A 15,773-nucleotide genomic window follows, 5' to 3' on the forward strand; every position below is an offset into this window, starting at 1 on the left:
TCGCATCGTTTGTGCGTCGGATCATGGACCCATGACGGATTCCGCACACGGCATGACCACGGGGGCGGTGGCCCGCCGGCTGGGGGTCGCCCCCACGACCCTGCGCACCTGGGACCGGCGCTACGGCATCGGCCCGGCGGCCCGGGAGGACGGCAGGCACCGGCGGTGGACCCCCGAGGACGTCGCCGTCCTGCACGAGATGTGCCGGCTGACCTCGTCGGGCATCCCGCCCGCGGAAGCCGCGCGGGCCGCGCTCGCCGGGCCGGCCCGCACGGCGGCCGACCTGCCCGCCGCGACCGCCCCGCCCCCCGGCCCCGAGCACCTCCCCCGACCGGCCCGCCGGCCCGGTTCGGGCAACGGCCTGCCGCTGGGCGCCGTACGGCAGGAGTGCCGCGGGCTGGGCCGCGCCGCAGTACGCCTCGACGCCCGGACCGTGGACGACGTGCTGGAAACGGTGATCGCCCAATACGGCCTGGTCACCGCCTGGGAAGAAGTGATGGCGCCGACCCTGCACGCCGTGGGCCGCAAATGGGAGACCTCGGGAGACCGGTACGTCGAGGTCGAGCACCTGCTGTCCTGGCACGTGTCGAGCGCGCTGCGCCGCGCCGCCGGGACCCCGCCCTTGGGTGGCCCGGCGGCGACGGACCGACCTCCGGTGCTGCTCGCGTGCGTGCCGGGCGAGCAGCACACCCTCGCGCTGGAGGCGCTGGCCGCGGGCCTGGCCGGGCTCGGCCTGCCCGCCCTGATGTTCGGGGCCGCCGTGCCGCCCGGGGCGCTCGACCAGGCCGTGCGCCGGACGGGCCCCGCCGCGGTCGTGCTGTGGTCCCAGGCCCGGTCCACCGCCGACCATCCGCTGGCCCGGCACCTCGCCGAGGTCGCGTGGGGCGTCAAGGGCGCCCGCGCCCGGCCGGCCGTGCTGCCTGTGGGCCCGGGCTGGGCCGGTCAGCCCCTCGCCGCGGGCACGCTGCGTCCCCGGGGGTTGCGGGAGGCCCTGGCCGTGCTGCGCGGGCTCTGCGACACGGCGGCGGGCGCGGACACGGGACGGCCCGCCGCCGCGGGTCAGTCCTGACCCCGGGCCCTGCGGAAGCGGGCCAGCCCCTCGGGGAGCGCGATCAGCGGATCGGGATAGCCGTCGAACCGGGCCCGGTCGGACCCGGCCGCCTTCCACGGCTCGTGGATCTCGGGCCCCGTCAGTGAGGCGAGTTCGGGCACCCACCGGCGCACGTAGGTGCCCTCGGGGTCGTAGCGCTTGCCCTGGATCACCGGGTTGAGGACCCGGTTGGGGCGGCTGTCGGTGCCGGTACCGGCCATCCACTGCCAGTTGAGCTGGTTGTTGGCGACGTCCCCGTCGACCAGCAGGTCCAGGAAGTGGCGGGCGCCGGCGCGCCAGTCGATGTAGAGCGTCTTGGTCAGGAACGAGGCGGTGAGCAGCCGGCCGCGGCCGGGCATCCAGCCCTCGTGCGCCAGTTGCCGCATGGCCGCGTCGACGACGGGATAGCCGGTGCGGCCCTCGCGCCACGCCCGCAGGTCGGCCTCGGCCTCCGGGCCGCGGCGCCAACGGTCCGAGCGGCTGCGGTAGTCGGCGTCGGCGACCGCGGGACGGGCGGCGAGCAGTTGGTGGTGGAAGTCGCGCCAGCACAGCTGCCGTACGAAGGCCTCGGCGCCCGATCCGCCCCGGGCCCGGGCGCGGTGGACGGCCTCGGCCGCCGACAGCGCGCCGAAGTGGAGGTACGGGGAGAGTCGGGACGTGGCGTCGGCGGCGAGGTCGTCATGTCCTTCCTCGTAGGCGTCGGCGTACTGGTCGAGCCAGTACGCGAGCCGCTTGCGGGCCTCCTCCTCGCCACCGGCGGCCAGGCCCGCGGAGACGGCTCCGGCGGCCGGGCGCGCGGGAAGCTCCTCGGACCGGATGCCGGGCGGGACCCGGATCACGCGCGGGGCCGCGAGGGGCGGGCGCAGCCGCTCCCCGGACCAACGTCTGAAGTACGGGGTGAAGACGGCGAAATGATCGGAACCGCTCGGCGTCACGGCGCCGGCCGGCAGGGCGGTGACGACCCCGTCGTGGACGTACAGGCGCCGTCCGTCGGCCTCAAGGGCCCGGCGCAGCCGCTGTTCGCGCCGCAGGGCGAAGGCGCTGCATCCGGCGGCCATGTGCACCTCGTCGGCTTCGACCTCCCGGACGACGGCGCACACCGCGTCGACGGGGTCGCCCGAGCGGACGACGAGCCGGCCGCCCCGCCGGCGCAGTCCCTGGTCGAGGTCGGCGAGGCAGTCCGCGAGGAAGGCGAGACGGTTCGGCGCGGCGAAACCGGCGCGATCCACCGCAGGGTCCCGGACGAAGAGCGGGACGGTCTCGTTGCGCGGCCCCAGCGCGGCGCGCAGCGGCGGGTGGTCGTGGACCCGCAGATCCGAGGTGAAGAGGACGACCGAGGCGTTCATGCCTGTGCTCCCCGGGTGGGGCCGCCGGCCGCCGCGGCGGCTCCGGCCGGCTGCGCCGACGGGTTCGGTCCGGCCGCCGTCTCCGCCGTGCGCGCGATGTTGCGGGCCATGCCGCCGAAGACGAGGGCGTGGAAGGGCGAGACGCTCCACCAGTAGGCGTGGCCGGCCAGGCCGCGCGGGTGGAACAGCGCCCGCTGCCGGTACCGTGTGCGGCCCTCGCCGTCGTGCTCGGCATACATCTCCAGCCAGGCGAGGCCGGGGAGCCGCATCTCGGCACGGAGTCTGAGCAGCCGCCCGCGCTCGATCTCCTCCACCCGCCAGAAGTCGAGGGAGTCGCCGATCCGCAGCAGCGCGGCGTCACGCCGGCCCCGGCGCAGTCCGACTCCGCCGACGAGGCGGTCGAGCCAGCCGCGGACCGCCCAGGCGAGCGGGAAGGAGTACCAGCCGTTCTCGCCGCCGATCCCCTCGACGACCCGCCACAGCGCCTGGGGCGGGGCGTCGACGGTCCGCTCGCGGACGTCGGTGTAGAGGCTGCCGCCGGCCCAGTGGGGGTCGGTGGGCAGCGGATCGCTCGGCGCGCCGGGCACGGCGGCGGAGGACCAGCGGGTGACGACCTGGGCATCGCGGACTCTCTGGAGGGCCAGCGAGAGCGCCGCGTCGAAGGGGATGGGGGCGCCGGGGGGATCGGGCACCCAGTCCGCGATGTCGTGCTCGTGGCAGACGACCTCGTACTTGAGGGACTCCGCGAGGGGGCGGGCGATGGACCGGGGCACGGGGGTGACCAGGCCGACCCAGTGGCTGGACAGGCGCGGGGTGAGGACCGGGACGGGGAAGATCAGCCGCTTGGGCAGCCCGTCGACGGCGGCGTAGCGGCGCATCATGTCGAGGTAGGTGAGGACCTCGGGGCCGCCGATGTCGAAGGCACGGCTGACATGGTCGGGCATCCCGGCGCTGCCGACCAGGTAGCGCAGCACGTCGCGGACGGCGATGGGCTGGATACGGGTGCGCACCCAGCTCGGGGTGACCATCACGGGGAGCCGCTCGGTGAGGTAGCGGAGCATCTCGAAGGACGCCGAGCCCGAGCCGATGATGACGGCGGCGCGCAGGACGGTGGTGGGGACTCCGGAGCCGAGGAGGATGCGGCCGACCTCGGCACGGGAGCGCAGGTGGGGCGAGAGGTCGCGTTCGGGGACGCTGCGCGGGGTGAGTCCGCCCAGGTAGACGATGCGGCGCACGCCGGCGGCGCGGGCCTGTTCGGCGAAGGTACGCGCGGCCAGGCGGTCGGTCTCCTCGAAGTCGCGCCCGGTGCCCAGGGCGTGCACGAGGTAGTAGGCGACGTCGACGCCCTCCAGGGCGGGCGCGAGCGACGCGGCGTCGGTGACGTCGCCGCGGACGGTCTCCGCCTGTCCGGCCCAGGGGTGGTCGCGCAGCTTCGCGGGAGTGCGGGCGAGGCACCTGACACGGTGTCCGGCCTTGATCAGCTCGGGGACGAGCCGACCGCCGATATAGCCGGTGGCGCCGGTGACCAGGCACAGCGAGCCGGTGTTCCGGGCCGGGTGCCCTTGTGTGTCGGTCATGGAGGTGCTCCGTTCCGCCGTCGACCGGGGTGGTTCACCCATGTATTCCGCGATCGCGGGCGGGATGGATGCAGGTGTCCGCCGGATGGCCCTCCCCGCTGCGTGCGGGACGCCGCCCGGCCGGGCCGGCCAGCCGCTTGCGGACCGCGTCGTTCCCGACGCCGGCCCCGCCGCACGCGGGCCCGTGCGGGCCCCGTCCGGGCCGGCCGGGCCGAACACGGCAGGTGCCGCCGCCGGCATCCGTCCGCCGGCCTGCGGCGTCAGCTCTGGTGGGAAACCTCTGGGCGCCGGCGAAGGCCACCGGGTCGGCGGATCGAACTCGCACTCGCAAGGTGGCCGCTGCCGGGACGCTCGACACGCCCCCTTCGCCGGACGGCGTCAGCGTGCGAGGGGGAGGCCCCGGCACGGCACGGATGAACGTCCCCAGGGGCCTGCGTCAGCCGCCCCGCGCCACCGGACCGGCCCGCCTCCTGACGGCTGGCGAGACGGCCGACCTCGCCGGGTTCGCCCTCCTGGCTGCGCATGCGGGGCCACCGTCGGGCCGGGGCTGCGGCTACGGGCGGCGCAGGGCCTCCTGGGAGGCCACGTACTTCACCATCAGTCGGGCGAATTCGAGGCGGTCACGCTCGCTCCAGTCGGCGGTGACGTACTCGTACGCCGAACGCTGGTGGCGGCGGAAACGGGCCATCAGCTCCTCACCCCCGGGGCTGAGGTGCAGGACCGTGCGGCGGCCGTCGCGCTGGGAGGCGGCGCGGACCAAGTAGCCGGCGGAGATGCAGTCGGAGACCATACGGCTGGCCACCGAGGGGTCGACGCCCAGGTGGGAGCCGACGGCGCCGACGGTGACTTCGTGGGTGCCGCCCCGCGCGATCTCCAGGACGACATTGAGGACGAGGGTCCGACTGAGGTCCTTCGCGGAGATCGGGTCCTCGACCTCCAGGAGCGAGGAGCGGCGCAGCTTGCCGAAGGCGGGACCCACGGCGTTGAGCAGTTCTTCGGCCACGGCGGCCTCCACGGCCGTCTCCGCCTCGTGATTCTTCATGGCCGCCATCGTATCTACGTGACCCCCGACAGGTATGTGTTGACATGAAAACGTGTGCGTGTCAGCATGCATATGCGTGACTTCAATGACATTGTGAGCGGAGCCTCCCATGACCCTCCTCATCACCGGTGCCCGCGGCAGGATCGGCCGGGGCGTCATCACCCGCCTGCACGACGCCGGCCACGCCGTCCGCGCCGCCAGCGCCCGTCCCGCCGAAGCGGCCGTCCCGGCCGGCGTCGAGACCTGCGCATTCCCCCTCGACCGGCCGGAGAGGTTCTCGACGGCCCTGGAGGGCATCCGCCGGATCTTCCTCTACCCGGAGCCCGCCGGTGTCCAGGAGCTGGTCAAGGCCGCAGAGGCCGCCGGCGTCGAACACGTCGTGCTGCTGTCCTCGTCGTCGGTGCTCGGCCCCGACGCAGAAACCGACCCCCTCGCGAGCCACAGCCACGAGGTCGAGCACGCTCTCGCCGGCTCCTCCCTGACCTGCACCTTCCTGCGCCCTGACGCCTTCGCGAGCAACTCCTTGGGGTGGGCACGCCCCATCAGCCGTTCCCTGCCGGTCCAACTCGCCTACCCGGACGCGCACATCGCGCCCATCCACCCCGAGGACATCGCCGACATCGCCTTCGAGGCCCTCACCGGCGATTCCCTCGCCGGCCGCTCGGTCACCCTCACCGGACCCGAGTCGCTCACCTTCCGCACACAGCTCGCCGTCCTCTCCGAGGCCATCGGCCGAGCGATCCCGGTCGAGCGCATATCCCGCGAGGCCGCCGAGCGGCAGATGGCGGCTTTCCTGCCCGCACCGGTGGTCAGCTCGCTGCTCGACCTGTGGTCCGCCGCGCGCCACGGCCCGGCCGCCGTCGCCGATACCACCGAGACCCTCCTCGGCCGCCCCGCCCGTACCTATGCGCAGTGGGCCTCTGAGAACACCCGCGCATTCACCGGGTCCTGATGCGGCCCGGTCGCCCCGAGGGCCCCGGCCTCCGACTGCGGTCGCCCTGGCAGTCCTCGTCTGCCGCACCCTCATACGCCTGCTGCACCGTCCGGCCCACGACCTTCACCACTGATCCCGCCGACTCCGAGGAGGAGGGCCATGGAGCACATCGGCTACTGGCTCAACCGGACCGACCAGGCCCTCACGGCCGCCATGAACGCGCTGCTGGCCGACTGCGGCCTGACCCGGCTCGCCTGGCAGGTGCTCAACGTCGTCGAAGACGCCCCCCGGTCCACTGACGAGGCCGTGCGGACCGTGCTTGCGGCCAACGCCGGCACCGAAGCCCTCACCACCACCATCGAAGCCCTGCTCTCGGGCGGCTGGATGATGCGCACGGAGCCGGGCCGGCTCGCTCTCACCGACGAAGGCCACGCCCGGCTCACCGACGTCGGTCTGCGCGTGGGTGATTTCCGCGAGCGGTCGATCGCCGGCATATCCCCGGAGGAGTACCGGGCCGCCGTCAGCGTCCTGGAGCGGATGACGCGCAACGTGGAACAGGCGTAGGGGTTCACCTCCGGCCGGAGCGGGAGGCCGCCGACCGGATGGGCGGGCGTAGCCGTATTCCAACGGTCCGACCGCCGGTCCGCTGCCCGCGGGTCCCGAGCCCCCGGTGTGCACCTTGATTCTCCCCACGGCCTGACGTCGCCGGCAGCGTCACGCTGGTGCTCGCGGGCCCGGCCCGTCTCGGTGCCGCGCGCCAGGAGGCGGCCGTCCGGGCCGAAGGCAGCGCCGCTGATCCCGCGACCGTACCCGCGCACGATCCGGGATCGAACCGGCCGGTCGCCCCGGCTGATGGCCGAAGCCCCGCACGCGTCAGGCGTCGGCGGCCGTCAGCAGCCGGGCGCGCAGCTGCTGCGCGGTACGGTCCGGGAGGCCCACACGGTCCGTGAGGTAACCGCGCACCGAGCCGTGCCGGGTCCGAAGGTCCGCCGGCACCAGCTCCATGACCACCGGCGGGGCACGGCCGTACTCGGCCACATCATGACCCGGTCGGGATTGGCGGCCCGCCCGTCCGCAGTGAGGCGTTCGGCGGCCAGCTCAGTGAGCGCGAAATCGTCGAGGATCTGCTCCTCGGGGACACCGAGGAGCATGAGGACGAACGCGGCGAGTGGTGCCCGCGGCGCCGGTGTGGCGGGCGTCGCGGGCACGGCCGGATCGGCGGGACACACATCCGGCCACCATGACCGGAAGGGTTCACCACCCCGCGACGCCCGGCCACGACACTAGCGGGCGGCCGGCACCGCTGCCTCACGCCGTTCCGCCGGGAGGTCAAAGGCCTGGGCCAGCAGCTCGTAGGAGCGGCGCCGGTCTGCCGGGTCCGCCGTCAGGGTGTTCACGATCAGCTCGTCCACTCCGTGGGCAGCGGCGAGACCCGTCAGCACGGCGTGCACCTGCTCGGGCGCTCCGGAGACGAGGGCCGTGCGGTGCACCTTGGCCCGTTCCAGCTCCGCTCCCGTCCAGCGGTGGCGCCGCACGGTCTCGTACGACGGCAGCGGGGCGTCCTGCCCGAGGTCCTTGCGGGCACGCCACAACAGCAGGCTCTGGGCCAGCTCCTCGGCACGGCCTGCGCTGTCGGCCGTGACCACGCGCACCGCGAGGGCGCCGCCGCCGGGCCGGCCCGTGGCCCTGCGGTACTGGGAGCGGTAGTCGTCGAACGCCTCCTCGCCGCCCGTCGGGGAGAAGAAGTGCCCGAAGGCGAACTCGGTGCCCAACAGGCCGGCCAGCCGCGCCGACTCGCGTCCCGCGCCCAGCAGCCACATCTGCGGCGGAACCGGCGGGTGCGGTACGACACCGCCCGCGCCGAGCAGTCTGCTCAGTTCGGCGAGCCGCTGCGGGAAGTCCCGTGCGGGACCGCCGGCCCGGCCGATGCCGAGGTCGACGCGTCCCGGGTGGAGGGAGGCGAGCACACCGAAGACCTCGGCGACCTTGGCCGGGTCGTAGCGGGGCAGCAGCACCCCTCCGGTGCCGATGCGCATGCGCGAGGTGCGGGCGAGCAGGGCTCCCGCGAGGATCTCGGGGGCGCTGCTCGCGAAGCCCGGGGAGCCGTGGTGCTCGGCGGCCCAGTAGCGCGTGTACCCGAGGTCCTCGGCGGCGCGGGCCAGGTCCACGGAGGCGCGCAGCGCCTGGTCCGGGGTGTGGTCCTCACCGACGGGGGTCTGGTCCAGTACGGACAGTCGCGGCTTCGTCATGGCGGACGCCCTTTCGGTTCAGTGCTGGTGTGCGGGAAGGCCGGTGGCGCCCGCCACGGTCGCGGGGACGATCCTGAAGTCCCGTTCGAAGACGAGGTTGTGGAGGTCCGCGGCGGCGATGGCGCGCATCGTGGGGAGTTCGGCGGCGGCCTGCTCCTCGTCGAAGACGTTCAGCGGCCACTCGGAGACCGTGGCGCCGCGCAGGTGCGGGTGGTGGAAGCCAGCGCCGTATTGGGCGTAGAGGGTGACCGGCGGGATGTCCGCGGTCGACTGCTCGTCCCACCACAGGGTCCAGGCATGGAAGAGGCTTCCGTCCTCCGCCCGCTGGACACCGCTGGCATCGACCACGCCCTGGCCGAGGAGGAGTTCGTCGTTGAGTTCGGTGAGTGCCCGGCGGGCGTACGGGTCGAGGAGCCGGGCGGCCGTGCGGAAGTGCTCCTCCTTGTCCGGGCGGGTGACGGCGCCGCCGTGGTGGCCGTCCCGGAGGTCGGCGAAATGCCTGAGCAGGGCATCGAGGTTGGGGCTGTCGGGGTTCATGTCGGCTCCAGGTAGGGGGGTTGGCGTAGGGACGGGAGGCGCGTGAGCGCCTCAGGCACGGGGAACGGCCGGTGTGGTGAGCAGGCGCAGGGCGCCGCCCAGCCAGCCACGCAGGGACGCCGTCTCGGATGCGGCGCCCGTGGCGCGGCCGGGCTGGAGGAACGCCCCGTGGCCGGTCTGTCCGAACTCCCGCAGGGTGACCTCCACTCCGGCCGTGTGCAGCAGGCGGGCGTAGCGGTGCACGTCGTCACTGACGGGGTCGAGGTCGCCGGTGGCCAGGACGGCTCGTGCCACGCCGCGCAGGTCGGCCGCCTCGAAGGGGGTGCTGTAGAGGCGGGTGCCGTCGGCGGCGTCGGGCCGGCCCGGGTCCCGGTAGTCCCGCCAGGCCGCCTTCAGGTAGGAGGCGGTGGGGAACATGTCGGGGAAGCGGTGGTACGAGGCCGCCGTGCAGCCGGGGTCCAGCGGCGGATAGGCGAGCAGTTGGGCGGCGAGCGGGAGGGTCCGGTCACGGCAGGCGAGGGCGGCACAGGCGGCGAGGGTCGCTCCCGCGCTGTCTCCGCCGACCGCGACGGGCACGAGCTGCCCGGCCTGTTCACCCGCCTGTTCCCGCGCCTGCCTCCGGGCCCAGGCGAGCGCCGCCAGTACGTCCTCGACCATGGCCGGGTGGCGTACCTCGGGGACCAGCCGGTAGTCGATGCTGGCGACGGCGAAGCCCGAGGTCCGGGCGAGGTCGGCGGTGGGGCCGTGCCAGTCCTGGGCGGAGCCGGCGCGCCAGCTGCCGCCGTGGGCCCAGACCAGCCAGCCCTGTGGTGCGGACGCCGCAGGCCGGTACACCCGGGCGGGGACGGGGCCGGACGGGGAGGGAATACTCGCGTGTTCCCAGCGGACCTGGGCACGGCTCTGTCCGGGGGCCGAGTGGGTGGGTGTTGCCATCGGGGTTCCTTCCCTCCGTGCCTGGGGCCAACGTTCGCCGCCTCGGCAGGTCTGTCACAAGGCGGAGTTGCCTTAGTTGCCGGTCTGCTTGGCCCGCAGGAAGAGGACGGTGGTGAGGATGCCGAGGACGACGATCGCGGTGTTGACCACGACCGCGGTCGTGATCCCCGCATGAATGTCGGTATTCGCCGCAACCACCGCCGACATGATCGGCGTACCCATCGTGATACCGATCTGCTGCGTCATCGTCGCCAAACCCGTCGCCATACCCTGCTCACGATCCGGCAACCCCGTCGTCGCCGTCACCATAAACCCGACGATCACCAACATGTTGCCCACACCACCCGCGAACGTCGCGACCAGCAACAACCACATCGACGCAGACGTCTCACCCAACGCCACCAAACTCAGCGTCGCCACCGCCTGCAACACACCACCCACGATCAACGTCGACCGCGTACCCACCGCCCCAATCACCCGCGGAGCAACCGAACCACCGATCACCGTGCCCACACCCAGCACACCGAACGACAACCCCGCCGTCAACGGCGAGAAATCCAAAACCTCCTGCAGATACAGCGTCATCAGGAACACCAAACTGGTCTCCGTCAAAAACGCAACCAGACCAGCAACATTCCCCCACGCCACCGTCCGCTTCTTCAACACACTCACCGGCACCAACGGAGCCGACGACCTCGACTCCACCGCATAGAACACCACCAACAACACCACACCAGCCGCCAGCCAACCCCACGCCGACGGAGCACCCCAACCACGCTCACCCGCCTGCGTCAACCCATAAACCAACGCCAGCAGACCCAACGTCACCGCCGTCGCACCCGGAACATCCAACCTCGGACGCACATCCGGACGCGACTCACGAATCACCGTCGGCGCAATCACCAACACCACCAGAGCAACCGGCACATTGATGAAGAACGCCCACCGCCACGACAGCAGATCCGTCAACACACCACCCAAAATCGCACCCGTGGTGAACCCCGCCGACATCAACGCACCATTCAGCCCCAACGCCTTCTCCCGCAACGGACCCTCAGGAAACGACGTCGTCAACAACGACAGACCAGCAGGCGTCACCGCCGCCGTCGCCAGACCCTGAAACACCCGCGCCACAATCAACATCTCAGGCGACGTCGCCAAACCACCCACCAACGACGACACACCCAAAACCGCCAGACCCACCAGGAACAGCCGACGCCGCCCAAACAGATCCGCCACCCGACCAAACAACAACGTGAAACCCGCAGCACACAACGCAAACGACGTCGCGATCCACTGCAGATTCGACAACGAGAACCCAAGCCCGTCACCGATCACCGGCAACGCCACATTCAGGATCGAAAAATCCACCGCCAGCATGAACTGCGCCACCAGCAACACCACAAGCACCAACCTCAGGCGCCCATCCAAACGAACAGGCCCCTCCCCCCCACCCGCATCAACCCGCGCACCCTCAACAACCGACATCGCCAGACTCCCTTTCGATCACGCGACGGCGTGTTGCGTCGCGCCATCGACTCTGGACCGGTCGGGAAGGGTTACCCAGCCCCCTGGCTGTGCTGGCGCCGCGCAAGCTAGCACTCCCAGGGCCACCTTCCGGGGCGACGTCCGGCGCCTTCCCCCGGCACACTGGAAGGCATGGACACACCGACCGCTCTGGGAGAGTTCCTCCGCACCCGTCGCGCCCAGCTCCAGCCCGAGGACGTCGGGCTACCGTCCCACGGCACCCGTCGGCGCGTGCCCGGGCTGCGACGCGAGGAGCTCGCCCTGCTGGCCGGCGTGAGCATCACGTACTACACGCACCTGGAGCAGGGTCAGAGCACGAACGCCTCCGACAGCGTCCTCGACGCACTGGCCCGGGCGCTGCGCCTGACCCCGGACGAGCACGCGCACCTGCACAACCTGGCCCGGCCGCCGCGCGCCAAGCGGGCCCCCTCGCCCCGCCCCGAGTACGCCCGCGACACCACGCGCCGGCTGATCGGCGCGATGCCCCAGGTGCCCGCCGTCGTCCTGGACGGCCGCAACAACGTGCTCGCCTGGAATCGGCTGGGGCACGCCCTGCTCGCCGGGCACCTGGACTTCGTGAGCCCCGACGATCCCGCCGTACGCCCGAACCTCACGCGGATGCTGTTCCTCGACCCGCACACCCGGGAGCTGTACACGGACTGGAAGGGCGAGGCCCGGGTCGCGCTTGCGGCACTGCGCCTGGTCGCGGGACGCAATCCCGAGGACCGTGCGCTGGCCGAGCTGATCGGATCGCTCATGCTGCAGAGCCCGGACTTCGCCTCGCTGTGGTCGAAGCATCCGGTGCGGGACTGCACGGTCGGGACGAAGACCCTGCACCATCCTGTGGTGGGCCCGCTGACCCTCGACTTCGAGAACCTGCACCTCACCGACGGCACCAACCACCGGATGCTGCTCTACAGCGCCCCCGAGTCCTCCCCCTCGGACGCGGCACTGCGCATGCTGGCGAGCCTGACCGCCGGCGCGGCGGCCGGTGCGGGCCGGGGTACGCCGGAGCCCGCGCCGGCTGATGCCGACGCGGGCGGTGAGCGGTAGGGCGGCGGGCCGGCGGGTCAGTCCCGGACGGACGCGCTGACCGGGGTGCGGTCGCCGGGCGGTTCGTGGGCCGGGGCCGGTGCGGCCGGCGTACGAGGCCTGGCGCGGCCGAAGCGGCGCATGGCCGGCATCTCGACGAAGCGGAACAGGAGCCAGCCGCCGAGCAGCGAGGCGGTGAAGAAGCCGGCGATCACCAGCAGGGCCACCGGAACGCTGTAGGTGTGCTCACCCAGGAGCGAGCGCAGGTAGAAGATCGTGACGCCCTGGACGAGGTAGAAGCCGAAGGAGACCTCGCCGAGCCAGACCATGGGCCGGCTGCGCAGGAAGGTCTGGCGGCCCTGGACGTCGGCGTTGGCGGTGGCCCCGATCAGCGCGGCGACGGGGACGATCGTGGCGACGACGAATCCGTACTGGAACGGAGCGACGAGCGCGGCGGCGTAGCCGAGGACGGTCAGGACCAGGGATACGGCGAAGCCGACGCGGCGCGGCCACAGTCCCGCGAGGACGATGCGGGCGAGCAGGATGCCGAGCACGAACTCGAAGAGGCGGCCGGCGGGCAGCAGGTAGCCGAACCAGAACTGCATCCCGGAGATGGGTGTGATGGTGGACTTCGGGGTGTCGGGGACGAAGTAGGTGGCTATCAGCTGGACGGCGACCATCCCGGCGATCATCGCGGCACTCCAGCCCCACAGGGCGGTCCGGCCGCGGAGCCGCCGGATCGGGACGACGAGCACGGGGAAGAGCACGTAGAAGAGCAGCTCGCTGCCGAGGGACCAGCTGGGCGGGTTGACGCTGAGGTTGACGGTGGGCTGCGGCCACCAGGTGTGGATCAGCAGGAGGTTGGGGAGCCAGTCGGCGACTCCGGTGACGGCCGATCCGGCGAAGAGGATCACCGCGGCGGCGAAGACGACGATGTGGTTGGGGAAGATCTTCAGCAGTCGGCGGCGCAGGAACGCGGTGACGCGCTCGCCGGGCTTGGCGGCCCAGGCGAGGACGAAGCCGGAGAGGACGAAGAAGAAGGAGACGCCCAGGTACCCGGCCTTGCCGAAGGCGGTGGAGAGCCAGTCCGCGATGCCGGCGTCGGCAAAGGGGTTGATCGGGGCGTTGGGCGGGATCGGGGAGTCGGTCAGCGACGCGTGGAAGAAGAAGACGGAGAGGGCGGCGAAGAACCGCAGGCCGGTCAGTGAGGGCAGCTTCGCCCGCTTCGCGGCGTCGGAGGACGTCGTGGAGGCCACAGGGAATCGCTCTTTCGGAAGAGGTGCGGAAGAGGTTTCGTGAGGGACGGCCACCGGGGCCGTGGTCCGCCGTGCGGCGGGGGCACGGTCCCGGGCGGCGCGCGCAGGGGCGTCGCGGAAGGCGGGACTGCCCGTCGGGGCTCGTGGGTGCGGGGAGGGAGGGGCGGCGGCCGGTCCCGGGGACCGGGCGCCGCCACGGGTTCCCCTACTGCTCGATCTGGTTGCGGTAGACCATGAGCTTGGCGTCCTTGGCCACGTAGTAGTTCTGCACGGAGTACGCGATGGTGGCGAAGTCCAGGCGGCCGTCGCCGTTGAAGTCGGCGGTGGCGATGCGGGCGACGGACTCGTCCGAGACCCGCCACTTGGCCCAGATGCCGTTGGCGGCGTCGATCGCCTTGTAGTACATGACGCCCTGCCACGGCCACGGGCCGCGCAGCGCCACGAGGAACTCGTCGTCGCCGTCGCCGTCGAAGTCGGCGCAGACGATCTGGTGGCCGGGGCCCTCGCCGTTCTCGTTGGGGTCGCCGTAGACGTCGAGCAGAACGCGGTTCCAGCTGTGCCCGTCGCCGGCCTTGGTGTACACGGCCACCGTGTTGCCGTGGAAGGGCTCGATGGCGGCGACGTAGGCCATCGGGTCGTCGCCGAGGCGGCCGGCGTTGAGGTCGCCGCTGCCGCGGAATCCGGTCTGCTCGAACTGGGTGAGCTCGCCCGTGCCGATCAGCTCCCGGATCCACTCCTGGCGCGCCTCGTCGTAGTGGAGCCAGGTGACGCCCTCGTCGGAGGCCAGCAGCAGGGACTCCAGGTCGGAGCCGGGTATCAGGCCCTGCTTCTTCTCGGCTCCGTGGATCATCCGGAAGTGGCTGTCGTCGATGACGGTCATCTCCCACTCCTGTGCCGTGTGCACGTCGTCGGGCTGGGTGAACAGCACGACGGGCAGTACGGCGTGGACGTCCTCCTTGGCGACGATCGGCAGGCCGATGATCTGGAGCCGGTCGGTGCGGGTGAAGTGGCCGGCGCGCAGCCGGTGCATCCCGGTGGCCCGGCCGACGTAGTGGCGCTTCCAACGGGATTCGTCCTTGTCGGGGGTGCCCGGGTTCTCCAGCCAGTCGATCTTGCCGCCTTCGGTGTTGGCGTCGTGGATGGTCCCGATCGGGCCGTACAGGTCGTAGCAGACGATGACGTCGGGGTGGCCGTTGCCGGTGACGTCGGCGAAGTCGGCGCCGACGGGCATCTTGATCCGGTCGGCTATCAGGCGGCGGGTCCAGTCGCCGTCGTTGGCGTACCAGTAGATCTCGCCGAGGCGCAGCCCGTAGCCGAAGAGGTCCGGCTTGCCGTCGCCGTCGATGTCCGGGGCTTCCAGCCAGTAGCCGTCGCGCAGCTGGTCGGCTACGACCTCGGCGGTGAACTTCGGTGCGCGCAGGGCGGTTCCGCCCGTGTTGCCGGTGGTGGTCACGACTGGTTCTCCAGAGGGTTCGGGGTGGTCACGGGGAAGAGGGTGCGCAGGGCGCGGGGTACGGGGTGGTACTCGATGGCGAGCCACACGCAGTCGGTGTCGGCCCGGTACTGGTGCCAGGGGTAGTGGTAGGTGCACTGGGGACCGGTGGCGCAGAACGGGTCCGGGGTGGTGTAGCCGGGGCTCATCAGGACGTCCTGGTAGAGCGTGGCGTGGTCGCGGTCCCGGAAGCGCTGCATCCGCCCGAGGCCGTGGACCTGGGTGTGGACCTCGATGAAGTCGTGCTGGTTGTGCACGGCGCAGTCGGTGCCTGCGGGCGAGAACCAGAGGTTGGCGCGGACGTTGAACTCGCGCAGGTCCGTGGGGGTCTCGCGCTCGCCGAGCACATGGGCCGGGTCGAACAGGACGGTGTTGATGTCGTCCTGGGGGCTGCGGTGCAGGGGGGTCTCGCGGGGGAACTCGCCGGGGGCGAGGAGGTCGGCGAGGTGGGACCAGCCGGGTTCCGCGGTGATGCCGGTGATGTCGGTGCCGTCGGGGGCGGAGCGCAGGAGGAGGAGCGCGTCGGCCTTCTCGATGCGGGTGTCGGAGAGGACGGTGGAGGAGAGCGGGGGGATGGTCTTGCGGGGTTCCTCCGCGATGGTCACGGGCGTCACACCGGGGTTCACGACGATGCTGCGGCCCTCGACGGTGTAGTCCACGGCGTCGCGCACGAGGTCGGCCCTCAGGTACGGAGTGCTGAAGTTGAGCGGGCGTTCGACGGCGGACGGGGTGGCTCTCATGCGTGCTCCTCTCGATCG

At 72.2% G+C, this 15,773-nt stretch carries 15 protein-coding genes; 4 read left to right on the forward strand and 11 right to left on the reverse strand.

Annotation, left to right across the window (positions count from 1 at the left end; all coding sequences use genetic code 11):
• Window positions 1-31 precede the first annotated feature (31 nt).
• Window positions 32-1,069 (forward strand): MerR family transcriptional regulator, encoded by a 1,038-nt coding sequence (locus tag R4Z63_RS03845; RefSeq protein ID WP_052031306.1) that lies wholly within the window; start codon window positions 32-34, stop codon window positions 1,067-1,069.
• Here R4Z63_RS03845 and R4Z63_RS03850 read toward each other — a convergent pair.
• From R4Z63_RS03850 to R4Z63_RS03860, 3 genes are all read right to left on the reverse strand, one after another.
• The gene (locus tag R4Z63_RS03850; RefSeq protein ID WP_384455106.1) at window positions 1,060-2,436 is read right to left on the reverse strand and encodes a cryptochrome/photolyase family protein; all 1,377 of its coding nucleotides are present in this window, start codon (window positions 2,434-2,436) and stop codon (window positions 1,060-1,062) included. The genes R4Z63_RS03845 and R4Z63_RS03850 overlap by 10 nt on opposite strands.
• Window positions 2,433-4,013 (reverse strand): SDR family oxidoreductase, encoded by a 1,581-nt coding sequence (locus R4Z63_RS03855; protein ID WP_384455102.1) that lies wholly within the window; start codon window positions 4,011-4,013, stop codon window positions 2,433-2,435. Before R4Z63_RS03855 ends, R4Z63_RS03850 begins: the two co-directional genes overlap by 4 nt.
• A gap of 553 nt (window positions 4,014-4,566) precedes the next feature.
• Window positions 4,567-5,055 carry a MarR family winged helix-turn-helix transcriptional regulator gene (locus R4Z63_RS03860; protein ID WP_384455099.1) on the reverse strand — a complete coding sequence of 163 codons (489 nt, stop codon included), beginning with the start codon at window positions 5,053-5,055 and terminating at the stop codon, window positions 4,567-4,569.
• Window positions 5,056-5,164: 109 nt separating this feature from the next.
• Between R4Z63_RS03860 and R4Z63_RS03865 the strand changes: the two genes are divergently transcribed.
• Both R4Z63_RS03865 and R4Z63_RS03870 read left to right on the forward strand, forming a co-directional pair.
• Complete coding sequence (locus tag R4Z63_RS03865) at window positions 5,165-6,007, forward strand: NAD(P)H-binding protein (protein WP_384455096.1); 843 nt, start codon at window positions 5,165-5,167, stop codon at window positions 6,005-6,007.
• 141 nt (window positions 6,008-6,148) lie between these two features.
• A complete protein-coding gene (locus R4Z63_RS03870; protein WP_384455093.1) occupies window positions 6,149-6,553 on the forward strand; it encodes a MarR family winged helix-turn-helix transcriptional regulator in 405 nt (134 codons plus the stop codon).
• A gap of 309 nt (window positions 6,554-6,862) precedes the next feature.
• Here the strand turns inward: R4Z63_RS03870 and R4Z63_RS03875 are convergent, their stop codons facing one another.
• The 5 genes from R4Z63_RS03875 to R4Z63_RS03895 form a co-directional block, all read right to left on the reverse strand.
• Entirely contained in the window at window positions 6,863-7,027 is a 165-nt protein-coding gene (locus R4Z63_RS03875; RefSeq protein ID WP_384455090.1) for a tyrosine-protein phosphatase, read from the reverse strand.
• A gap of 245 nt (window positions 7,028-7,272) precedes the next feature.
• Window positions 7,273-8,238 (reverse strand): MsnO8 family LLM class oxidoreductase, encoded by a 966-nt coding sequence (locus R4Z63_RS03880; RefSeq protein ID WP_384455954.1) that lies wholly within the window; start codon window positions 8,236-8,238, stop codon window positions 7,273-7,275.
• Between the two features lie 18 nt (window positions 8,239-8,256).
• A complete protein-coding gene (locus R4Z63_RS03885; protein WP_491522511.1) occupies window positions 8,257-8,775 on the reverse strand; it encodes a hypothetical protein in 519 nt (172 codons plus the stop codon).
• A 51-nt stretch (window positions 8,776-8,826) separates the two neighbouring features.
• Window positions 8,827-9,708, reverse strand: coding sequence for an alpha/beta hydrolase (locus R4Z63_RS03890; protein ID WP_384455949.1), 882 nt, complete (start codon window positions 9,706-9,708; stop codon window positions 8,827-8,829).
• Window positions 9,709-9,780: 72 nt separating this feature from the next.
• Window positions 9,781-11,196: an MFS transporter gene (locus R4Z63_RS03895; protein WP_304949927.1), complete on the reverse strand. Its 1,416-nt coding sequence runs from the start codon at window positions 11,194-11,196 to the stop codon at window positions 9,781-9,783.
• 171 nt (window positions 11,197-11,367) lie between these two features.
• Between R4Z63_RS03895 and R4Z63_RS03900 the strand changes: the two genes are divergently transcribed.
• Window positions 11,368-12,288 (forward strand): helix-turn-helix domain-containing protein, encoded by a 921-nt coding sequence (locus R4Z63_RS03900; RefSeq protein WP_063890654.1) that lies wholly within the window; start codon window positions 11,368-11,370, stop codon window positions 12,286-12,288.
• Between the two features lie 17 nt (window positions 12,289-12,305).
• Here the strand turns inward: R4Z63_RS03900 and R4Z63_RS03905 are convergent, their stop codons facing one another.
• The 3 genes from R4Z63_RS03905 to R4Z63_RS03915 form a co-directional block, all read right to left on the reverse strand.
• A complete protein-coding gene (locus R4Z63_RS03905; RefSeq protein WP_384456373.1) occupies window positions 12,306-13,523 on the reverse strand; it encodes an acyltransferase family protein in 1,218 nt (405 codons plus the stop codon).
• Between the two features lie 205 nt (window positions 13,524-13,728).
• On the reverse strand, window positions 13,729-14,976 hold the full coding sequence (locus tag R4Z63_RS03910) for an FG-GAP repeat domain-containing protein (RefSeq protein ID WP_384456370.1): 1,248 nt from the start codon (window positions 14,974-14,976) through the stop codon (window positions 13,729-13,731).
• Window positions 14,973-15,755: a hypothetical protein gene (locus R4Z63_RS03915; protein ID WP_384456367.1), complete on the reverse strand. Its 783-nt coding sequence runs from the start codon at window positions 15,753-15,755 to the stop codon at window positions 14,973-14,975. The genes R4Z63_RS03910 and R4Z63_RS03915 overlap by 4 nt, the downstream gene beginning before the upstream one ends.
• Window positions 15,756-15,773 lie beyond the last annotated feature (18 nt).

It is taken from the genome of Streptomyces sp. PL-29 (assembly GCF_058344425.1).

Coding starts and splice junctions, on each gene's coding strand:
- R4Z63_RS03845 (WP_052031306.1), top strand. CDS start 32: ATGACGGATTCCGCACACGGCATGACCACGGGGGCGGTGGCCCGCCGG.
- R4Z63_RS03850 (WP_384455106.1), bottom strand. CDS start 2,436: ATGAACGCCTCGGTCGTCCTCTTCACCTCGGATCTGCGGGTCCACGAC.
- R4Z63_RS03855 (WP_384455102.1), bottom strand. CDS start 4,013: ATGACCGACACACAAGGGCACCCGGCCCGGAACACCGGCTCGCTGTGC.
- R4Z63_RS03860 (WP_384455099.1), bottom strand. CDS start 5,055: ATGAAGAATCACGAGGCGGAGACGGCCGTGGAGGCCGCCGTGGCCGAA.
- R4Z63_RS03865 (WP_384455096.1), top strand. CDS start 5,165: ATGACCCTCCTCATCACCGGTGCCCGCGGCAGGATCGGCCGGGGCGTC.
- R4Z63_RS03870 (WP_384455093.1), top strand. CDS start 6,149: ATGGAGCACATCGGCTACTGGCTCAACCGGACCGACCAGGCCCTCACG.
- R4Z63_RS03880 (WP_384455954.1), bottom strand. CDS start 8,238: ATGACGAAGCCGCGACTGTCCGTACTGGACCAGACCCCCGTCGGTGAG.
- R4Z63_RS03885 (WP_491522511.1), bottom strand. CDS start 8,775: ATGAACCCCGACAGCCCCAACCTCGATGCCCTGCTCAGGCATTTCGCC.
- R4Z63_RS03890 (WP_384455949.1), bottom strand. CDS start 9,708: ATGGCAACACCCACCCACTCGGCCCCCGGACAGAGCCGTGCCCAGGTC.
- R4Z63_RS03895 (WP_304949927.1), bottom strand. CDS start 11,196: ATGTCGGTTGTTGAGGGTGCGCGGGTTGATGCGGGTGGGGGGGAGGGG.
- R4Z63_RS03900 (WP_063890654.1), top strand. CDS start 11,368: ATGGACACACCGACCGCTCTGGGAGAGTTCCTCCGCACCCGTCGCGCC.
- R4Z63_RS03915 (WP_384456367.1), bottom strand. CDS start 15,755: ATGAGAGCCACCCCGTCCGCCGTCGAACGCCCGCTCAACTTCAGCACT.